Source organism: Streptomyces sp. NPDC006997 (assembly GCF_040635175.1).
In the GTDB taxonomy this organism is placed as follows: Bacteria; Actinomycetota; Actinomycetes; order Streptomycetales; family Streptomycetaceae; genus Streptomyces.
Window position 1 is genome coordinate 43,122 of the sequence record NZ_JBEYHH010000021.1, and the last position, 17,007, is coordinate 60,128.

The window sequence follows — 17,007 nt, forward strand, 5'->3', positions numbered from 1 at the left end:
TGGCGAGAGCAACGACCTTCAGAAGGGGAAGTGGGCTGTGAACGAGCCGTTTTCCGTACGCGTCACCGTGCGCGGGTACGAGACCGACGTACAGGGCCATCTCAACCAGGCCGTGTACCTCAACTACGCCGAGCACGCCCGCTGGTCGCTGCTCCAGGCGGCCGGGATCAGCCAGAGCGGGCTGGTCGGGAAGGGCGTCGGGCCCGTCGCCCTGGAGACCACCATCCGCTACCGGCGGGAACTCCTCGCCGGTGACGAGGTCGACGTGACCTGTGCCTTCGAGTGGAGCGACGGCAAGACGTTCCGGATCGAGCAGCAGGTCGTCAAGGCGGACGGGACCGTGGCGGCCGAGGTGTCGGCCGTCGGGGGCCTGATGGACCTCACCGCGCGGAAGCTGGTGGCGGATCCGCCGGGGTACTTCAAGGAACTGGCGACCGATCCGGGCCTGTTCGGACTCTGACCGGCTCGCGCGGCATCCTCACCTCACCGTCACTCCCGCGCCCTCCCGGGCGCTGGCGGGCGCTGGCGGGCGGCGCGGCGACCGCTCTCCCCGACGCGGGCACTGGCGGCACCGTGGGGGCCGGGGGCGGACGGCGGGAACCCCCTGGGTGGCCGTCCCCGGGGGGCGCATGTGGGTGCGCGCCCCGGAGACGGCCACCGCGGGCCCCGTTCGGGTCCACGGTCACCGGCCGGGAGCCGTCCCTCCCGGCCGGAGGTCTGCGCCGGGTCAGTCCCGCGCGGCGATCCGCGCCAGCCGTCGCGCCTCGGCCCGCGTGGCGCGGGCGATCTCGTCCTCGTCGACGGTGAGCAGCCGTCCGTCGGCGACGATCTGCTCGCCGTGGACGAAGGACGCGGTGACCGGCGCCGCCGCGCCGAAGACCAGCGCGGTGACCGGGTCGGCGATGGAGGCGTGGGCGAGGGTGTCCATCCTCCACAGCACCAGGTCGGCCAGCTTGCCGGGCTCGAGGGAGCCGGTCTCGGCGGCCCGGCCGAGGACCTGGGCGCCGCCGTACGTGCCGAGGCGCAGCGCCTGCCGGGCGTTGAGGGCGGCCTCCTTGTGGGGGCCGAGGCGGTTGATGAGGAGGGCGTTGCGCAGTTCGGTGTGGAGTTCGCCGGACTCGTTGGAGGCGGTGCCGTCGACGCCGAGGCCGACCGGGACACCGGCGGCGAGCAGGTCGGGGACGCGGGCGATCCCGGCGGCGAGGCGGGCGTTGGAGGAGGGGCAGTGGGCGACGCCGGTCCGGGTGCGGGCGAAGGCGGCGATGTCGGAGTCGTTCATGTGGACGCAGTGCGCCATCCACACGTCCTCGCCGAGCCAGCCGGTGGAGTCGAAGTAGTCGGTCGGCCCCCTCCCGAACCGCTCGTGGCAGAACTTCTCCTCCTCGACGGTCTCGCTGCCGTGCGTGTGCAGCCGTACGCCGAGACGGCGGGCCAACTCGGCGCCCTGCCGCATGAGTTCCGTGGAGACCGAGAACGGGGAGCAGGGGGCCACGGCCACCTGGGTCATCGCGTCGAAGGAGGCGTCGTGGTACCGCCTGACGGTCTCCTCGGTGGCGGCGAGGGCGTCGTCCAGGGTCTCGACGGCGAAGTCCGGGGGCAGTCCGCCGTCCTTCTCGCCGCGGTCCATGGAGCCGCGGGCGAGGGTGAAGCGTACGCCCGTCTCGTGGGCGGCACGGATGATCGCGCCGGACAGGTCGCCGGAGCCGCGCGGATAGACGTAGTGGTGGTCCATGGCGGTGGTGACGCCGCCGCGGGCCATCATGGCGAGGGAGCCGCGGGCCGCCGCGTACACCATCGGCTCGTCGATGCGCGCCCAGGTCGGGTAGAGGGCGACGAGCCAGTCGAAGAGGTTGTGGTCGGTGGCCAGGCCCCGGGTGATCCACTGGTAGAAGTGGTGGTGGGTGTTGACCAGGCCGGGGGTCACGAGATGGCCGGTGGCGTCGATACGGCGTACGACGTTCGCCAGGCCCTCGGGGGCGCGGCCCGCGCCGAGCGACTCGACGCGGTGGTCCGCGATGACCAGGTACCCGTCGGTGTACTCGGTGTCGTGCGCGTCGACGGTCGCGATCGCGCAGTTCTCGATGACGGTGCGCCGGTCTGCTGCCATGGTTCGTCCTTTGCGCTGGGGTGGCGGGGGCACGGCAGGACCCTGGGGGTTCGAGTGCCGTGGCCGGGGGCGGGTTCCCCGGCCACGGGTGCCGAAAGGGGGGAGACGGGGCCGGGTCAGAGGTGGGTGAGGTCCGCCGGTATGCGCGCCTCGCAGCCGTCCCGCAGGACGGTGCCCTCGATCAGCCCGTAGGGCCGGTCGGCGGCGTAGTACACCTCGTTGTCGTTCTTGAGCCCGAACGGCTCCAGGTCGACCAGGAAGTGGTGCTTGTTGGGGAGGGCGAAGCGGACCTCGTCGATCTCGGGGCGGTTCTCGATGATCCGGGTGCCCATCTGGTACAGCGTCTGCTGGAGGGAGAGCGAGTACGTCTCGGCGAAGGCGTGCAGCAGGTGCCGCCTGGTCTCCTCGTAGGAGGCGTCCCAGTCGGGCATGTCCCGCGCGTCGTCGGTCCAGTTGTGCCGCCAGCGGGCGGAGACCTCGGTGGCCAGGATGCGGTCGTACGCCTCCTTCAGGGTCGTGTACGCGTCCTTGACGTAGCCCCAGAACTCGGAGTCGGTGGAGTTCATGACGACCAGGTCCTTCAGCCCGGACACGACCTCCCAGGACGCGCCGTCGTAGGTGACCTGGGTCAGCCGGGTCTCCTGGCCCTTGCGGACGAAGGAGTGCGCGCCCTCGGAGCCGGGGGCGTCGACGCGCTCCCAGGCGTACTCCTCGATCCGGATGCGGGCGCGGTGGATGGGTTCCTGGCTGGTGACGAAGTGCCGGGCGAGGTGGATGCCGAACTGTTCGGCGGAGTCGACGCCGTGCTGCTTGGCGAACGCGTACACCGTGTTCTTGGTGGTGTCGGTCGGCAGGACGTGGGCGTTGGAGCCGGAGTAGTGGACGTCGTCCATGTCGCCGCTCAGCGACACGGACACGTTGAGGTCCCTGACGTGGTGCGTGGCGCCGTCCCGCGTGATCTTCACGACGCGGTTCTCCGCCTTGCCGTACTGGTTCGGGCCGAGCATCGTGGCCATGGAGCTAGCTCCCTCGGTAAACGGAGTAGCCGAACGGGTTGAGCAGCAGCGGTACGTGGTAGTGCTCGCCGGGCACGACGGCGAAGGTGATCACTACCTCGGGGAAGAACACCCCGGGTCCGCCGTCCCGGTTCGCGGGGGCGTCCCGCTGCGCATCGGCTTGGCTTTGGAAGTGCGGCTCCACCGCGAAGTCGAGCCGTACGTGGGTGGTGCCCTCCGGCAGCGCCGGGAGGTCCCTGCACCGGCCGTCCGCGTCGGTCGTGGAGCCGCCGAGCGCCCGCCAGTCCGCGTCGCGTCCGGCGCGGGCCACGAGGTGGACGGCGACGCCCTGGGCGGGGCGGCCGACGCTGGTGTCGAGGATGTGCGTGGACACGGAGGCGGGGGTGCTCATGGCAGGTCAGTCCTTAGCGGGGTCGTCGACGAGTCGGGCCAGGCGGATCCGGTTGATCTTGCCCAGTTCGGCGCGGACGATCTCGCGTTCCCGCTCCGGCGGGTTGCCCATCCGTTCCCGGAGCGCGTCGCGCATCTCCTCGCCGGTGCGGCCGGTGGCGCAGACGAGGAAGACCTGGCCGAACCTCTCCTGGTAGGCGAGGTTCAGCTCCAGCATCTCGGCCCGCAGTTCCTCGGAGGCGCCCGCCATGCCGCGCTGTTCGCGGGCGGAGGCGGGGTCGCCGGGCCGGGGGCGGCCGATCGGGGGGTGTCCGGCCAGGGCCTCGTCGAGGTCGGCGGGGGTCAGCCCGGCCAGGGCGGCGTCGCTGGCGGCGTACAGGTCGCCGGGGGTGGGGTACGGGCGCCCGGCCACCAGCCGCTTCGCCCAGGCGCCGGAGGCGCACACCTCGACGAGGGCGGAGAGGGCGGTGCGTTCCTCGCTGTCGTTGAGTCGGGCCAGGCCCGGCGGCGGTGAGGTGGACGTCACGGGAGCCTCCGTGGCCTTGTGTCGAACGGGCTGCGGACAGCTAACGCGCTCCACCGGACACGCGTCAACAGTTTGTTGAAAATTCCGGGTTACGAAGCCCCCGCTCCCGGTTCAGGAAGTCCCCTTCTCGCGGTTCAGGTAGTTGTAGACGGTGAAGCGGCTGACGCCCAGCGCGCTCGCCACGGTCTCCACGCCGTGCCGCACGGAGAAGGCGCCGCGCGCTTCCAGCACCCGTACGACCTCCTGCTTCGCCTTGCGGTCCAGTTCGGCGAGCGACTTGCCCTTCTCGCGCTCCATGGCGGCCAGGATGCGGTCCAGCGAGTCGGCCAACTGCGGCAGCCGCACGGCGACCACGTCGGCACCGTCCCAGGCGAGGACGACGTCGTCGGGACCGGCCTCGCCGGGCGGGAGCAGTTCCCCGCCCATGGCGTCGACCAGCGGTTTCACGGCGGCGACGAAGGGCTCGTCGCCGTTCACCGGTCACCCTCCCCGACCACGTTGACCTGGAGCGAGACCCGGGTGGCGCCCGCTTCCAGCGTCCGGCGCAGCAGCGCGTCCACCGTGGTGAGCACCACGTCCGCCCGCCCCTCGACGGTGTTGCCGAACGGCCCCACGTCCACCGCGTCCAGCTCCGCGGCCTCGACGACCTCCCGGGCGACCAGCGCATGCGCGGGTGCCTCGTCGAGGTCGAAGGGCTCGGTCGTGAACTCCACTCTCAGTCGCATCAGTCCCACCGCACCCATCCCGTCGGCTCCTCCGTGAGCGTTGGCCCAGCCCCCCGGCCGGGCGGCGCGTCCGGGACGCCACGCCCACCAGGGCTCACTCCGACACGACCTCAAGAGACTCGCCGAAGAGTATCCCCGCACCGTCACGGACGGCACGACCCGCCTCCCGGGGCAAATACCCCTGGGGGTATTTGACGCGACTCGCCGGACAGTCGTACGCTCCGGGGAGTAGATACCCCAGGGGGTAATTGAGGAGGCAACGAAGTGCCTCGCGAGGCGACCCGGGAGCCCTTCGCCGTCCGCGCCAGCGGCAACCGCGGCAGGGCCGCCACCAACCGGATGACCCCCCGGCCGCTCCACCCCCGCACACCGGCCAGCCGGAAGGAGCAACACCTTGGCCGCCACCCCTCCCCCCACCGACGCGCCGGTCTCCGGCCGTCATCGCGTCGCCGTCATCGGCGGCGGCAGCGGCGGCGTCAGCGTCGCCGCCCGCCTGCGACGCGCGGGCGTCAGTGACATCACCCTGATCGAGCCGTCCGACACCCACTGGTACCAGCCGCTGTGGACCCTGGTCGGCGGCGGCCAGGCACCCCTGAGCGCCACCCGCCGCCCCGAGGGGTCGGTGATACCCGACGGTGTGCGCTGGATCCGCCGCCGCGCCCTGGCCGTCGACCCCGACGCCCGTACGGTGGCCCTCTCCGGCGGCGCCGAGCTGACCTACGAGTACCTGGTGCTGGCCCCCGGCCTGAAGCTCGACTGGAACGGCGTGCCGGGCCTCGCCGAGGCCGTCGGCCACGACCGGGTGAGCAGCAACTACGCGCCCGAGTACGCCCCGCGCACCTGGGAGCTGATCCGCCAGCTGCGCTCGGGCACGGCCGTCTTCACCCACCCCGCGACCCCGCTGAAGTGCGGCGGCGCCCCCCAGAAGATCGCCTACCTGGCCGCCGACCACTGGCGCAGACGGAAGGTCCTGGACGACATCCGGGTCGTCCTCGTCATCCCCGACCCGGCACTGTTCAAGGTGCCCGCCTGGTCACGGGTGCTGGACCAGGTGGCCGCCCGGTACGGCATCGAGGTGCGGCTGCGCTCCGAGATGACCGCCGTCGACGGCGACGCCCGCGAGATCACCGTCACCGACCACGCCGACGGCACGAAGGAGACCATCGGCTACGACCTCCTGCACGCCGTCCCGCCGCAGAGCGCGCCCGACTGGATCAGGACCGGACCGCTCGCCGACCCGGCCAGCCCGCAGGGCTTCGTCGCCGCCGACCGGCACACCCTCCAGCACCCCGCGTACGGCAACGTCTTCGCGCTCGGCGACGTGGCGAACCTGCCCACTTCGAAGACCGGCGCCGCGGTGCGCAAGCAGGCCCCGACGGTCGCGGCGAACCTGCTCGACGTCATGCGCGGCCGCGAGCCGTCGCACCGCTACGACGGCTACACGTCCTGCCCGCTGGTCACCGCCCGCGACCGGATGCTGCTGGCCGAGTTCGACTACGACCTCCAGCCCACGCCCACGTTCCCCCTGCTCGACCCCTTCAAGGAACGGCGCACGATGTGGGCGTTCAAGCGGTACGGCCTGCCGCCGATCTACTGGCGCGGAATGCTCACCGGCCGCCTCTGACCGGTCGGCCCGGGCGTCCCCCGGCCCGGGCCGACCACCCCCGCCCTTCTCCCGGGGCGGACCAGACGCCTTTACCTGCCCCCAAGGCATCTCGACCGGGCATGTCGACCCACTTCCGAGAAGGGGTCGTCACGCGCGGCGGCGTGCTCCGCCGTGCGCCGGACCCCTCGGGGTGCGGAACCGTCGCGTCCGCAGGACGCTGAAGGCATGGCACACCCGACACGGCATCCGCACATCGTGGTCCACTCCCCGGCCCTGGACGGCTCCCGCCGGGTCACCGCGGGCGACGAGACGCTGGGGGTCGCCTCACACGTCGACGACGTGGGCGAACTCCTGCGGCTGGCCGACCTGTACGTCACCGACGTGGAGGGCACCGACCTCATCGAGTGGCAGGGCGGCGGCCCGGACGACTGGCCGGGGTTGTCCGAGCACCACGAGGAACAGCACCAGGGGCACCACGAGCAGCAGCACGAACAGCGTCACCAGCAGCACCACCAGCAGCGTCACGGGGCGTGAGCGCGTCTACGGCAGCGGTCGTACACCCGCTACGAAACCCTCAAATCAACCTCTGAATCATGCCGCGGGAGGCTTCAACAGCCCCCCGCGGCGGGCATTCTGCCGTCACACGGGGCCCGCCGGCACGGGGGCGGCGGGCCCCGGCACGGGGGCGAGGTGAGGAAGGTGTACGGGGGATACGACGGGACGGCGGTCCGTGTGGGCCGACTGGCACCCCAGGAGATCGCACTGCTGCGGGGCGGCCCACGCGCCGCCGTGACCGTGGCGGTGCTGGCGCTGCACCTGCGCGGCGCCGTGATGCCGGAGGGGCCGGGGACGATGAGCGCCCGCGCCCCGGACGCGGAGGCCGGGGAGACGCCGCTGGAGATCGCCGTGTACGGCGCCCTGCACCGGCCCGGCACTCCGCGCACGCTGGCCCGCCACCCTGAGGTGCGGCTGGCGGTGGCCCGGATGCGGATCCCGCTCGCGGAGGCGGGGCTGCTGCGCTATCCGCTGCTCGGGCCCACCCGTGCCACCCGGCGCGAGATCCGCGCCCTGGCCAGACGCCATCCCGTGCCGGTGACCCGGCGCGGGCTGAGCGACCACGCCCGGCTGCTCGCGGTCGCCCTGCACGGGGAGACGGCCTGGCAGGTGGTCGCCCCGCGCTCCGCGCTGCGGGCGGGTCCGTCCATCCGTCCGCCAGTTCCTCAGACCTTTGCCTGATCAGGCCCAGGGAGGGGGTAAGTGGGGGGGTGGGCACCGTCAAGGGCCGGACAGACGAGGGCCGGTGGGCGCACCATGGGTCCATGTCCGAGAGCGTGTCGGTGCGCTGTCCGGCCTGTCGGCGAGCGCACACCTACTCCGCGCCGTCCTACCCCTGCCCGTGCGGCGCCCCGGTCGCGCCGCCGCTCGACCGGCACGGCGTCGCGGCGCCCGTCCGCCACCGCTCCTGGGACGCGGAGTGGCTCACCGTGTGCTGCGCCGCCTGCGGCCGTCCCGGCCAGTGGCCGCGCCCGGAACTGGGCTGCCCGTGCGGCACGGTGCTGCGCGTACCGGTCGCCTCGGGCCGCGCGGAGGAGGCCCTCGGCGCCCGCGACACCGTCCTCGCCGCCGCCCGGTACCTGCACCGCCTCGGCCACCGTGAGCTGCGCCGCGCCGCGCACCGGCCGCCCTCCGGCGTCGCCCTGACCGCCCCGGGGCTGCTGGCCCACGTCGACCCGTCGGGGCGGCCCGCCACGTTGCGGGACGTGGAGTGCGTGTGGCTGACGGCGATGACCCGCTCCGTGGACTGCGCCCACTTCTCCCGCGGCGGGTACGCCGCCGACGCCCGCGCCCGCGCCGGACGGCTGGGCGTGGCGCTGTTCGTCCTCGGCCCGGCGGGCGAGGTCCGCCCGCTCGGCGCCCCGGGCACGTGAAAGGCGCCGGTCCCCCGGGGGGAACCGGCGCCGCTGAGCGGACGTACCGACCGGGCTACGGGTTGACGCAGCCGATCGAGCCGACCGGGACGTTGTTGCCGGTCGATGTGGCGGTGAAGCCGAACGTCACACTGCCGTCCGGCGCGATGGTCCGGTTGTAGTCGGCGTTGCTGACCTTCACCGTGCCGTCGCTCCCGGTACTCAGCACACCGTTCCAGACGCTGTTGATGCGGGTGCCGTCACCCGGCTTCCACTGCACGGCCCAGCCGTTCTGCGAGGTCGTGCCGTGGTTCATCACCTCGACGGAGCCCTGGAAGCCGCCGCCCCAGCTGCTCGTCACCGAGTAGACGGCCATGCAGCCGGTGTGCGGGTCCGTCGGGTCCGTCGGATCGGTCGGGTCCGTCGGGTCCGTCGGGTCCGTCGGGTCGGTCGGCGGGTTGTTGATGCCGGTGACCTCGCCGTTGCCGCCGTCGAAGACGACGTCGGAGCAGGAGTAGAAGTTCTCGTTGCTGTCCGAGCGCACCCACTGGATGAAGATCATCGCGTTGCCCGACCGGCCCGAGGGCAGGTTCAGGTCCCAGTAGTAGTGACCGGACTCGCTGCCCACCGAACCCGACTGCGGCGGGTTGGTGACCGTCTGGATCAGGTCCAGGTCACCCCAGCCCAGCGGAGAGGTCGGCGAGTAGCCGGGCTTGGAGAGGTACACCCGGAACGAGCCCGGGTGCGCCGCCCAGTTGCTGTACTTCACCCGCATCGTCGACCCCGAGGTGAGGTGCGTCCGGGGCCAGTCGGAGCGGGCGGCGTTGTAGCCGGTGAAGTTGTACGGCGAACGGTCACCGGCGCTGCACAGCTTGCCGTCGGGCACGTAACCGGCGCCCCGGCCGCCCGCGTTGGAGTCGAGCACCGCGAACCAGTTGTACAGCGCCGTCGCGCCGCTCTCGGCGAGCGCGGCCTCGCAGGCCGGGTTCGTCGGGTCCAGGGCGCCGGAGCTGGTCTGGGCGTCCAGATAGCAGAGGTAGGTCCGCGATCCGGGCATCATCGCCACGCCGTGCGCCTTGGCGCTGCCCTGCGCGAGCAGGGCCAGCGCGAGACCGCTGAGCAGGGTCGCGAGCACCGCCATCAAGGAGACGATGCGTTGGGGTCGGGCCATGGTGCCTCCTGTGCCTGTGTGGGGATGTGTGCGGGTCGTGCCGCGCCCTGGTGGGCGTTTGGAGCCCCCGCCCGTCCGGGGAGCGGTCGCGCCGGACGGGCGGGGGAGTCGCGGGGAGTGGGTGGTCAGCTGGGCGGGGTGCCCCAGGCCAGCTCGGTTCCGAGGTAGGCCGGGATCTCCGGGGCGTCGGTGTAGGTGGTGGCGGTGGAGCGGCTGGCGTCGTCGGACTCGTCGAAGGCGGACCAGTCGGACTTGCTCATCCGCAGCTGGATGTCACCGGTGTTCCCTCCGGCGGCCAGCGTGCCGTCGGAGAAGGCGACCTCCAGGTAGGCGTCCGCGCCCGCGACCGGTGTGCTCAGCGGGACCACCCGCAGCTCGACCTTGGAGCAGCCGACGGCCGCGTAGTCGCACCAGGCGCTCACCGTGGACGAGCCGCCGTCCCGGGTGAAGTAGTAGCGGGCCGTCACCTGGCTCAGGTCGACCGACCCGCTGCCGGTGTTGGCGATCCGCAGACTGGGCCGGATGGCGTTGTCCGCCACCGAGACGTCGTTGTTCTTGTACGTCACCTTCAGACCGCCCGCCGGGTCCGGACCGCCGCCGTCCGTGCCGGTGGTGACGGTGAGCGCGGTGGACGGCGCGGAGACGTTCCCGGCGGCGTCGCGGGCGCGCACCGTGTAGGCGTAGGCCGTGTCCGCGGTCAGGCCGGTGTCGGTGAACGCAGTCGTGGTGACCGGCGTCGAGGTGACCCGGGTGCCGTCGCGGTAGACGTCGTAGCCGGTCACGCCGGTGTCGTCGGTGGCCGCCGTCCAGGCCAGCGAGACGCTGCCCGCGGTCTTGGCGGTGGTCCGCAGCCCGGTCGGCGCGGTGGGCGCGGTGGTGTCGTCGCCGTTGTCGTTGCCGCCGTCGTCGCCGACGGCCGGGTTGGCGTTGCGGACCAGCATGGCGAACTGGTCGTGGAACCAGTGCCCGGCGAGCGGGGCGCCCTCCAGCGCGCCGGTCTTGTTGCCGCCCGCGTTGGGCGCCGAGTACGTCGGGTCGCACATGGGGTCGAGGTGCTTGCCCTCGTCGTTGGGTATCTCGGTGCTGGCCCCGTCCGACTCACCCGGCGGCTTCACCCAGAGGAACGCGTCGAGGCGGGAGTCGGGGAGCCCGGCGGGCGCGGCCTGCGGGGGCTGTCCGAGCCCGGCGCCGGAGACGTTGCACCACAGCCCGCGGTGGGTCCTGCGGTCCACCTTGGACTCGCTGACGTAGGTGTCGAGGCTGGTGCTGGTGCTCACGGCGGTGGGTCGGCCCGCGCCGCCCCAGCCGTTGCGTGAGGTGTCCACGATCATGCCGGTGGCGGCGGGCCACCCCGCGCTGACCAGCGCGCGGTGCACGTTGGCCGTGAAGTCCGTCTCGTCGAAGTTCGGGTTCCACTCGTAGTACTCGCCGGACCGGATCTGGTTCCCGCCGACCTGCTTGGTCGGGTCGGGCAGGAACGGCTCGGCGAGCGGCGTGTAGTTGGAGACGTTGGTGACGAGGCCGTCGACGCTGCTCAGGCCGGCCCGGGTGCCCTTGGCGACGTCCGTGTACAGCTGCACGGTCCCGCTGAGGTTGTTGTCCCAGCCGAGCCAGCCGGAGTGGGCGAAGTCGAGGTAGGTGTAGACGTTGGGGATGGCGTGCAGCTGGTCGAGCGCGTAGCGCACGCCGTCGGCGTAGACGCCGCTGCTCTTGGCCTGCGCGCACTCGGGGTCGGAGGTGTTGGTGACCAGGTTCGGCAGCCCGTCCGGCTCGATGACGGTGGTGATGCGGATGTCCTGGTACTTGGGGTCCTTGAAGACGTTCGCGATGACGTCGATGTACTCGCTCTTGTAGCGGGCGAGCCCGGCCGCGGTGAGCGGCAGTTCCCCGTTGGAGGCGAGGGCGGCGCAGTCCCGGCCGGGCAGGTCGTACACCACGAAGGTCGCGGTGATCGGCTGGCCGGGCTTCTTCTGGGCCAGGGCCAGGTCGAGGTGGTCGGCCAGGCTCTTGCGGCCCGCGTTGGCGTCGCCGCCGTGGATGGCCGCGATCCGGTCCAGCCAGACCGCGGTCGGGTAGTTCTTGACCTGCTCCATCTTGGCCTTGAGGGCACTGTCGCTGGTGCGGGCGATGGACGTGTCGACGTGTTCGGCGTAGTCGGGGTTGACGTAGAAGGTGGCTCCGGCGAACGGGTTGTCGACGTGGGCCTCGGCTGCCGCCGCCTGCGACGGTCCGGTCAGCTGGGCCGCGGTCGCCAGCAGCAGCGTGCTGAGCACGGCGGCCAGTGCGGCCGGCCGCATCCGGCGCGGGCGGCGCGGGCCGGGGCCCGTGCGTCTGCTCCGGTCTGTCATGTGCCCTCCTTGGGGTACGGGTGCGTGGTGCGTGGTGCGGGTGCGTGGTGCGTATGTGGTGCGTGGTGCTGGTGTAGTGCGTGTGCTGGTGCGGGTGTGGTGCGTGGTGCGGGTGGTTCAGCCGGTGGTGCAGCGCGGAGCGGGACTGCCCGCGCTGCCGTTGGCGGTGTAGCCGAACGAGGTGGTCGCGCCGGGGGCCAGCGCGCCGTTGGAGGAGGTGTTGCGGACGGTGGCCCGGCCGTCGGTGACGGTGAGGACGCCGTTCCAGAGGCTGGTGACGGTCGCGCCCCCGAGGTCCCAGTCGACGGTCCAGCCGGAGACCGGGCCGGTGCCGGTGTTCTTGACGGTGATCTCGGCCTGGTGGCCGCCCGGCCAGGAGTTGACGAGCCGGAAGTCGGCGGTGCAGCCGCCCACCGGTTCCGGGTCGGGATCCGGGTCCGGGTCCGGGTCGGGTGTGCCGTCGTACGTCAGCCCGTGGCCGTAGGGGAACAGCGGGCTCTTGCCGTCGCCGTCGTTGACCGGCTGCTGGGAGGCGCCGCGCATCCAGCTGACCGGGAGCCTGCCGGTGGGCGCGTGGTCGCCGAAGAGCACGTCGGCGACGCCGGCGCCCTCGGTGCCGGGCAGCCAGGACGCCAGCAGCGCCCGCCAGTCCGGCAGTTGGGCGGCGACATCGAGCGGGCGCCCGGAGACCAGCACCACGGCGACGGGCACGCCGCTCGCCTTCAGCCGGGCCAGCGTCGACAGGTCCTCCTGGTCCAGGCCCATCGCCCCGGGCCGGTCGCCGCGCCCCTCGGCGTACGGGGTCTCCCCGACGACGGCGACGGCGGCCGAGTAGCTGCCGTCGACGCCGTTGCCGTACCGGTCGTAGGTCACCCGGGACGGGTCGGTGACGGCGGCGCGGATGCCCTGGAGGATCGTGGTGCCCTCGGTGACGGCTCCGCTGCGGCCCTGCCAGCCGACGGTCCAGCCGCCGCTCTGGTTGCCGATGTCGTCGGCGTTCTTGCCCGCGACGAACACCTTCGCCGACTTGGGCAGCGGCAGCAGGCCGCCGTCGTTCTTCAGCAGCACCTGCGACTCCCGCACCGCCTGCCGGGCCAGCGCCCGGTGCGCGGCGGAGCCGACCGTGGAGGTGTACGAGCGGTCGGTCAGCGGCCGTTCGAACAGGCCGAGTTCGAACTTCTTGGTGAGGATGCGCCGGTTGGCGTCGTTGACCCGGACCAGCGGGACCCGCCCGGCGTTGACCTCGCCCCGCAGCAGGGTGAGGAAGCGGGTGTAGTCGTGCGGGACCATCACCATGTCGACGCCCGCGTTGACGGCGGTGGCGATCTCCGTGCCGGTGAACCCGCTCTGCCCGTCCAGCTGGTCGACGGCGGCCCAGTCGGAGACGACGAACCCGGTGAAGCCCAGCTCGCCCTTGAGCACGTCGGTGACCAGGTACTTGTGGCCGTGCGACTTCACCCCGTTCCAGCTGCTGTACGACAGCATCACCGAGCCGACGCCCCGCCGTACCGCCTCCGCGAACGGCGGCAGGTGGACCGCCCGCAGCTCCGCCTCGGACAGCTCCGTGTCGCCCTGGTCCACTCCCCCGGTGGTGCCGCCGTCGCCGAGGTAGTGCTTGGCGGTGGTGAGCACGGAGGCCGGGTCGGCCCCCAGGGTGGCGCCCTGCATCCCGGTGATGAACGACGTCATGGCGGTGGGCAGTTCGGGCTTCTCGCCGAAGGACTCGTAGGTGCGTCCCCACCGGTCGTTGCGGACCACGCACAGGCAGGGCGCGAACGACCAGTCGATGCCGGTCCCCGCGACCTCCTCGGCGACCGCGCGTCCGACGCGCTCCACCAGGTCGGGGTCGCGGGTGGCGCCGAGGCCGATGTTGTGCGGGAACAGCGTGGCGCCGCGCACCGCGTTGTGGCCGTGCACCGCGTCGATGCCGTAGATCACCGGGATGCCGAGCGGGGTGGCCAGGGCGGTGCGCTGGAGGGAGTCGTAGGTGTCGGCCCAGGTCTGGGCGTTGTTGGGGCTGACCGTGGAGTCGCCGCCGGAGAGCACCGAGCCGATGCGGTACGTCGCCAGGTCCGACTGCGGGGCCAGCGCCTCCTTCTCGACCTGGGTCATCTGGCCGAGCTTGTCGTCCAGCGACATCCGGGCCAGCAGGTCGTCGACCCGCTGCGCCACCGGCAGGGACGGGTCCTGGTAGGGCAGCGCGGCGGCGGACGCGGCGGGTTCGGGCGCGGGGGCCACGCCGGTCAGGCCGGTCACGGCGAGCGCGGCGGCGCAGAGCGCGGCGGCTAGCGCCGGGCGGCGGCGGGGCGGGGCGGTGCTCAGGGCCATGGGTCGTAGGGCCTTTCCGGGTGCGGGCCGGAGGAAGGGGTGGGGGCGACCGTGGACTCCGGCCCCGCCCCCGTCGGCGTGGAGGCGGGGGCGGGCCCGGAGCGAACCGGGGGGTGGGACCGGTTCAGGCGGTCAGGAGCAGACCGTCCCGTTCAGCCGGAACTCACCCGGCTGCGCGAACGATCCCGAGTACGTGCCCTGGAAGCCGAACGTCTGGCTGCTCCCGGCGGCGATGCTCGCGTTGTGCGCGGCCGGGGTCGCGGTGACCGCCCCGCTCGACGGGGAGATGGTCGCGTTCCAGGCGTTGGTGATCCGCTGCCCGGACGGCAGGGTGAACGCGAGCTGCCAGCCGTCGACGGGCGCGGAACCGGTGTTCCTGACCGTGACGTCGGCGGTGAAGCCGTCCTGCCAGACGTTGGTGGCGTAGGTGACGTCGCACTGCGCCGGGCCGCCCGGGTCGGGGTCGGGGGTGCCGCCGCCGGTGTTCACGCTCGACGAGAAGGAGTTCACGGCGAGCCCGGCCCCGTTCTGCCACGGCTCGAACCCGGCCTGCACGCTGGTCAGGTACCAGTTGTTCTGCGCCATGCCCCGGGAGACGGTGTGCCGGACGAAGTCCATGACGTCGAAGCTCCAGCTCCCGATCGCGGACGGCGCGACGAAGGAGATCACGTCGTTGGAGCCGTTGCTACCGGTCCAGACCTGCCAACCGCGCCCGCCGACCGTGGCGTTGCCCACCGGGGAGCCGATCGGCTGGATGGAGCCGACCCGGTTGAACCAGATCATGATCTCGGTCCGGTTCACCCCGTCGGTGCGCGGCGTCGGGTCCAGCCAGATGTCGTACGAGGCGTTGTAGACGGCGTTGGAGACGTAGTTGTACGAGATGCTGCTGGGCGCGCTGGAGATGGTGCTGACCTGCGCCGGGAGGTTGGTGCCCGGGGAGCAGTTGGTGTAGTGGCAGCCGTTGAAGACGGACGGGTACGACTTGGGGGCGCCGTTGGTGGGGACGGAGCCGTCGGCCTGGGTGAGCCGGAAGCCGTTGTCCGTGGCGGTGACGCACTGGGGGGCGCTAGTGCCCCAGCGGTTGTTCTGGACGACGTAGCGTCCCTGGATCACGGTGGAGCCGTACTGCTCGCAGATCAGGGTGTCGGCCTGGGCGGCCGGTGCGGCGGTGAGGAGCGCCACGACGGTGGCGAGAGCGGTGAGCAGGACGCCGAGCAGGGCGTGCGGAGTGCGGGTGCCGTGCGGTAACGAGCGCATGGGGGCCTCTCCGGTGCGGGGGAAGAGTGCGGGGAAAGCGTGGGGGAAGCGGGGGAAGCGGGAGCGCTCCCAACTCCCCACTGATGGGAGCGCTCCCATAAATTGGTACGCCGGTGACTGTAGAAGCGGCCCATGTCCCTGACAAGACTCCGCGCACGCGAACTGTCGAAGAAATGTCGAAGCGATCTCGAAGCCGCTGGTCAGCGATGTGATCGAAGACAGGACAGGGAAGATGGGAGCGCTCCCGAAACATTCGAAGAGCGGTCCCGGCCCGTCACCCCCGCCCCTCAGGCCGAATCCCGCACCACGAGCCGGGTCCGCAGGATCACGTGCCGCCAGGCCACCTCGGGCTGCTCCATCTCCTCCAGGAGCAGCCGCACCATGGTCCGGCCGATCTCCTCCAGCGGCTGCCGCACCGTCGTCAGCCGCGGCTCGGTGTCCTGGGCGAGCCGGAAGTCGTCGAAGCCGATCACCGCCACGTCGTCCGGCACCCGGCGCCCCGCCGCGCCCAGGGCGGTCAGCGCCCCGGCGGCCATGGTGTCCGAGGCGGCGAACACGGCGTCCAGGCCGGGGTAGCGGGCGAGCAGTTCGGCGGTGGCCCGGCGCCCGCTCGCCTCGGTGAAGTCGCCCTCGGCCTCCCAGGCGGCCCGTGGCCCGATCCCGGCCCTGGTCAGCGCCTCCCGGTAGCCGCGCAGCCTGCTCTGCGCGACGTACATGTCCAGCGGCCCGGTGACGGTGCCGATCGCCCGGCGTCCGTCGCGCAGCAGATGGGCGACGGCGTCCCGGGCGCCGCCCGCGTTGTCCGCGTCGACGTAGGTGACCTGCTCCTCGCCCGAGCGGCGGCCGAGGAGGACCGTGGGCAGCCCGGCGTCGGCGAGCATGTCGGGCAGCGGGTCCTCTGCGTGCACGGACGTCAGCAGCACCCCGTCGACCCGGCCGCCGCGCGCGTACTCGACGAACCTGGTCCGCTCGGCGTCCGAGCGGACCAGGGTGAGCAGCAGTTGGACCGAGGTGTCCGCCAGGGCGTCCCCGACCGCGCGCACCACCTCCGAGAAGAACGGCTCCCCGAACTTGCGCCAGTCCTTCTCGGTGATCGCCAGCGCCACGGCGTCCGCGCGCCGCCCCGCCAGTGAACGGGCCGCCAGGTTGGGCACGTAGCCCAGCTCGGCGATGGCCCGCTGCACCGCGCGCCGGGTCGACTCCTTGACACCGGTCGCGTTGTTGATGACGCGGGAGACCGTGCCCCGCCCCACCCCGGCAAGCGCGGCCACTTCCTCCAGCGTCGGCGTGGTGCCAGGGCGCCGCTTCACCATTCACCCCACCCCCAGGGCACCCGATCTTACGGTCCCGGACGGGCGCCTGATCGGCGGACCGGCGGATCGGCGGACCGTCCTCGGTCGGCGGCCGGTTCACCTGCCGTACGTCTGGCGCGGTTCCCTCTTGCGCGCCCCGTGCCCGGCCCTCCTCGACCGACCCGGCCCGGGCCGCGACGGTGCGGGAGGCGGGTCGCGAGGCGGGGCGGGCGGCCGGTCGCGAGGCGGGGCGGGCGGCCGGTCGCGAGGCGGGGCGGGCGGCCGGTCGCGAGGCGGGGCGGGCGGCCGGTCGCGAGGCGGGGCGGGCGGCCGG

At 72.8% G+C, this 17,007-nt stretch carries 16 protein-coding genes; 5 read left to right on the top strand and 11 right to left on the bottom strand.

Going from position 1 to position 17,007, the window contains the following annotated elements:
• Positions 1–37: 37 nt before the first annotated feature.
• On the top strand, positions 38–460 hold the full coding sequence (locus ABZ659_RS21720; protein ID WP_360222440.1) for an acyl-CoA thioesterase: 423 nt from the start codon (positions 38–40) through the stop codon (positions 458–460).
• 267 nt (positions 461–727) lie between these two features.
• Here ABZ659_RS21720 and ABZ659_RS21725 read toward each other — a convergent pair whose 3' ends face one another.
• The 6 genes from ABZ659_RS21725 to ABZ659_RS21750 form a co-directional block, all read right to left on the bottom strand.
• Positions 728–2,107, bottom strand: a complete 1,380-nt coding sequence (locus ABZ659_RS21725; protein ID WP_360222443.1) for an 8-oxoguanine deaminase — start codon at positions 2,105–2,107, stop codon at positions 728–730.
• A 116-nt stretch (positions 2,108–2,223) separates the two neighbouring features.
• A complete protein-coding gene (gene pucL / locus ABZ659_RS21730) occupies positions 2,224–3,123 on the bottom strand; it encodes a factor-independent urate hydroxylase (protein ID WP_360222446.1) in 900 nt (299 codons plus the stop codon).
• A gap of 4 nt (positions 3,124–3,127) precedes the next feature.
• Complete coding sequence (uraH, locus tag ABZ659_RS21735) at positions 3,128–3,514, bottom strand: hydroxyisourate hydrolase (protein ID WP_360222449.1); 387 nt, start codon at positions 3,512–3,514, stop codon at positions 3,128–3,130.
• 6 nt (positions 3,515–3,520) lie between these two features.
• Positions 3,521–4,039 (bottom strand): 2-oxo-4-hydroxy-4-carboxy-5-ureidoimidazoline decarboxylase, encoded by a 519-nt coding sequence (gene uraD / locus ABZ659_RS21740; protein ID WP_360222452.1) that lies wholly within the window; start codon positions 4,037–4,039, stop codon positions 3,521–3,523.
• Positions 4,040–4,150: 111 nt separating this feature from the next.
• A complete protein-coding gene (locus tag ABZ659_RS21745) occupies positions 4,151–4,465 on the bottom strand; it encodes a helix-turn-helix domain-containing protein (RefSeq protein WP_360222707.1) in 315 nt (104 codons plus the stop codon).
• A 47-nt stretch (positions 4,466–4,512) separates the two neighbouring features.
• On the bottom strand, positions 4,513–4,764 hold the full coding sequence (locus ABZ659_RS21750; protein ID WP_360222710.1) for a thiamine-binding protein: 252 nt from the start codon (positions 4,762–4,764) through the stop codon (positions 4,513–4,515).
• Between the two features lie 394 nt (positions 4,765–5,158).
• Between ABZ659_RS21750 and ABZ659_RS21755 the strand changes: the two genes are divergently transcribed.
• From ABZ659_RS21755 to ABZ659_RS21770, 4 genes are all read left to right on the top strand, one after another.
• Positions 5,159–6,388 (top strand): FAD/NAD(P)-binding oxidoreductase, encoded by a 1,230-nt coding sequence (locus tag ABZ659_RS21755; RefSeq protein ID WP_360222455.1) that lies wholly within the window; start codon positions 5,159–5,161, stop codon positions 6,386–6,388.
• Between the two features lie 207 nt (positions 6,389–6,595).
• Positions 6,596–6,904, top strand: a complete 309-nt coding sequence (locus ABZ659_RS21760) for a hypothetical protein (protein WP_360222458.1) — start codon at positions 6,596–6,598, stop codon at positions 6,902–6,904.
• Positions 6,905–7,069: 165 nt separating this feature from the next.
• Complete coding sequence (locus ABZ659_RS21765) at positions 7,070–7,606, top strand: TIGR04222 domain-containing membrane protein (RefSeq protein ID WP_360222461.1); 537 nt, start codon at positions 7,070–7,072, stop codon at positions 7,604–7,606.
• Positions 7,607–7,689: 83 nt separating this feature from the next.
• The gene (locus tag ABZ659_RS21770; RefSeq protein WP_360222464.1) at positions 7,690–8,298 is read left to right on the top strand and encodes a hypothetical protein; all 609 of its coding nucleotides are present in this window, start codon (positions 7,690–7,692) and stop codon (positions 8,296–8,298) included.
• Between the two features lie 55 nt (positions 8,299–8,353).
• On the opposite strand, the gene ABZ659_RS21775 is transcribed toward ABZ659_RS21770, so the two are convergent.
• From ABZ659_RS21775 to ABZ659_RS21795, 5 genes are all read right to left on the bottom strand, one after another.
• The gene (locus ABZ659_RS21775; protein WP_360222467.1) at positions 8,354–9,448 is read right to left on the bottom strand and encodes a lytic polysaccharide monooxygenase; all 1,095 of its coding nucleotides are present in this window, start codon (positions 9,446–9,448) and stop codon (positions 8,354–8,356) included.
• A 125-nt stretch (positions 9,449–9,573) separates the two neighbouring features.
• Entirely contained in the window at positions 9,574–11,796 is a 2,223-nt protein-coding gene (locus tag ABZ659_RS21780) for a glycoside hydrolase family 6 protein (RefSeq protein WP_360222470.1), read from the bottom strand.
• A 117-nt stretch (positions 11,797–11,913) separates the two neighbouring features.
• Positions 11,914–14,124 carry a glycoside hydrolase family 3 N-terminal domain-containing protein gene (locus ABZ659_RS21785; protein ID WP_360222473.1) on the bottom strand — a complete coding sequence of 737 codons (2,211 nt, stop codon included), beginning with the start codon at positions 14,122–14,124 and terminating at the stop codon, positions 11,914–11,916.
• A 132-nt stretch (positions 14,125–14,256) separates the two neighbouring features.
• On the bottom strand, positions 14,257–15,381 hold the full coding sequence (locus ABZ659_RS21790) for a cellulose binding domain-containing protein (protein WP_360222476.1): 1,125 nt from the start codon (positions 15,379–15,381) through the stop codon (positions 14,257–14,259).
• 287 nt (positions 15,382–15,668) lie between these two features.
• Positions 15,669–16,694, bottom strand: a complete 1,026-nt coding sequence (locus ABZ659_RS21795) for a LacI family DNA-binding transcriptional regulator (RefSeq protein WP_360222479.1) — start codon at positions 16,692–16,694, stop codon at positions 15,669–15,671.
• Positions 16,695–17,007 lie beyond the last annotated feature (313 nt).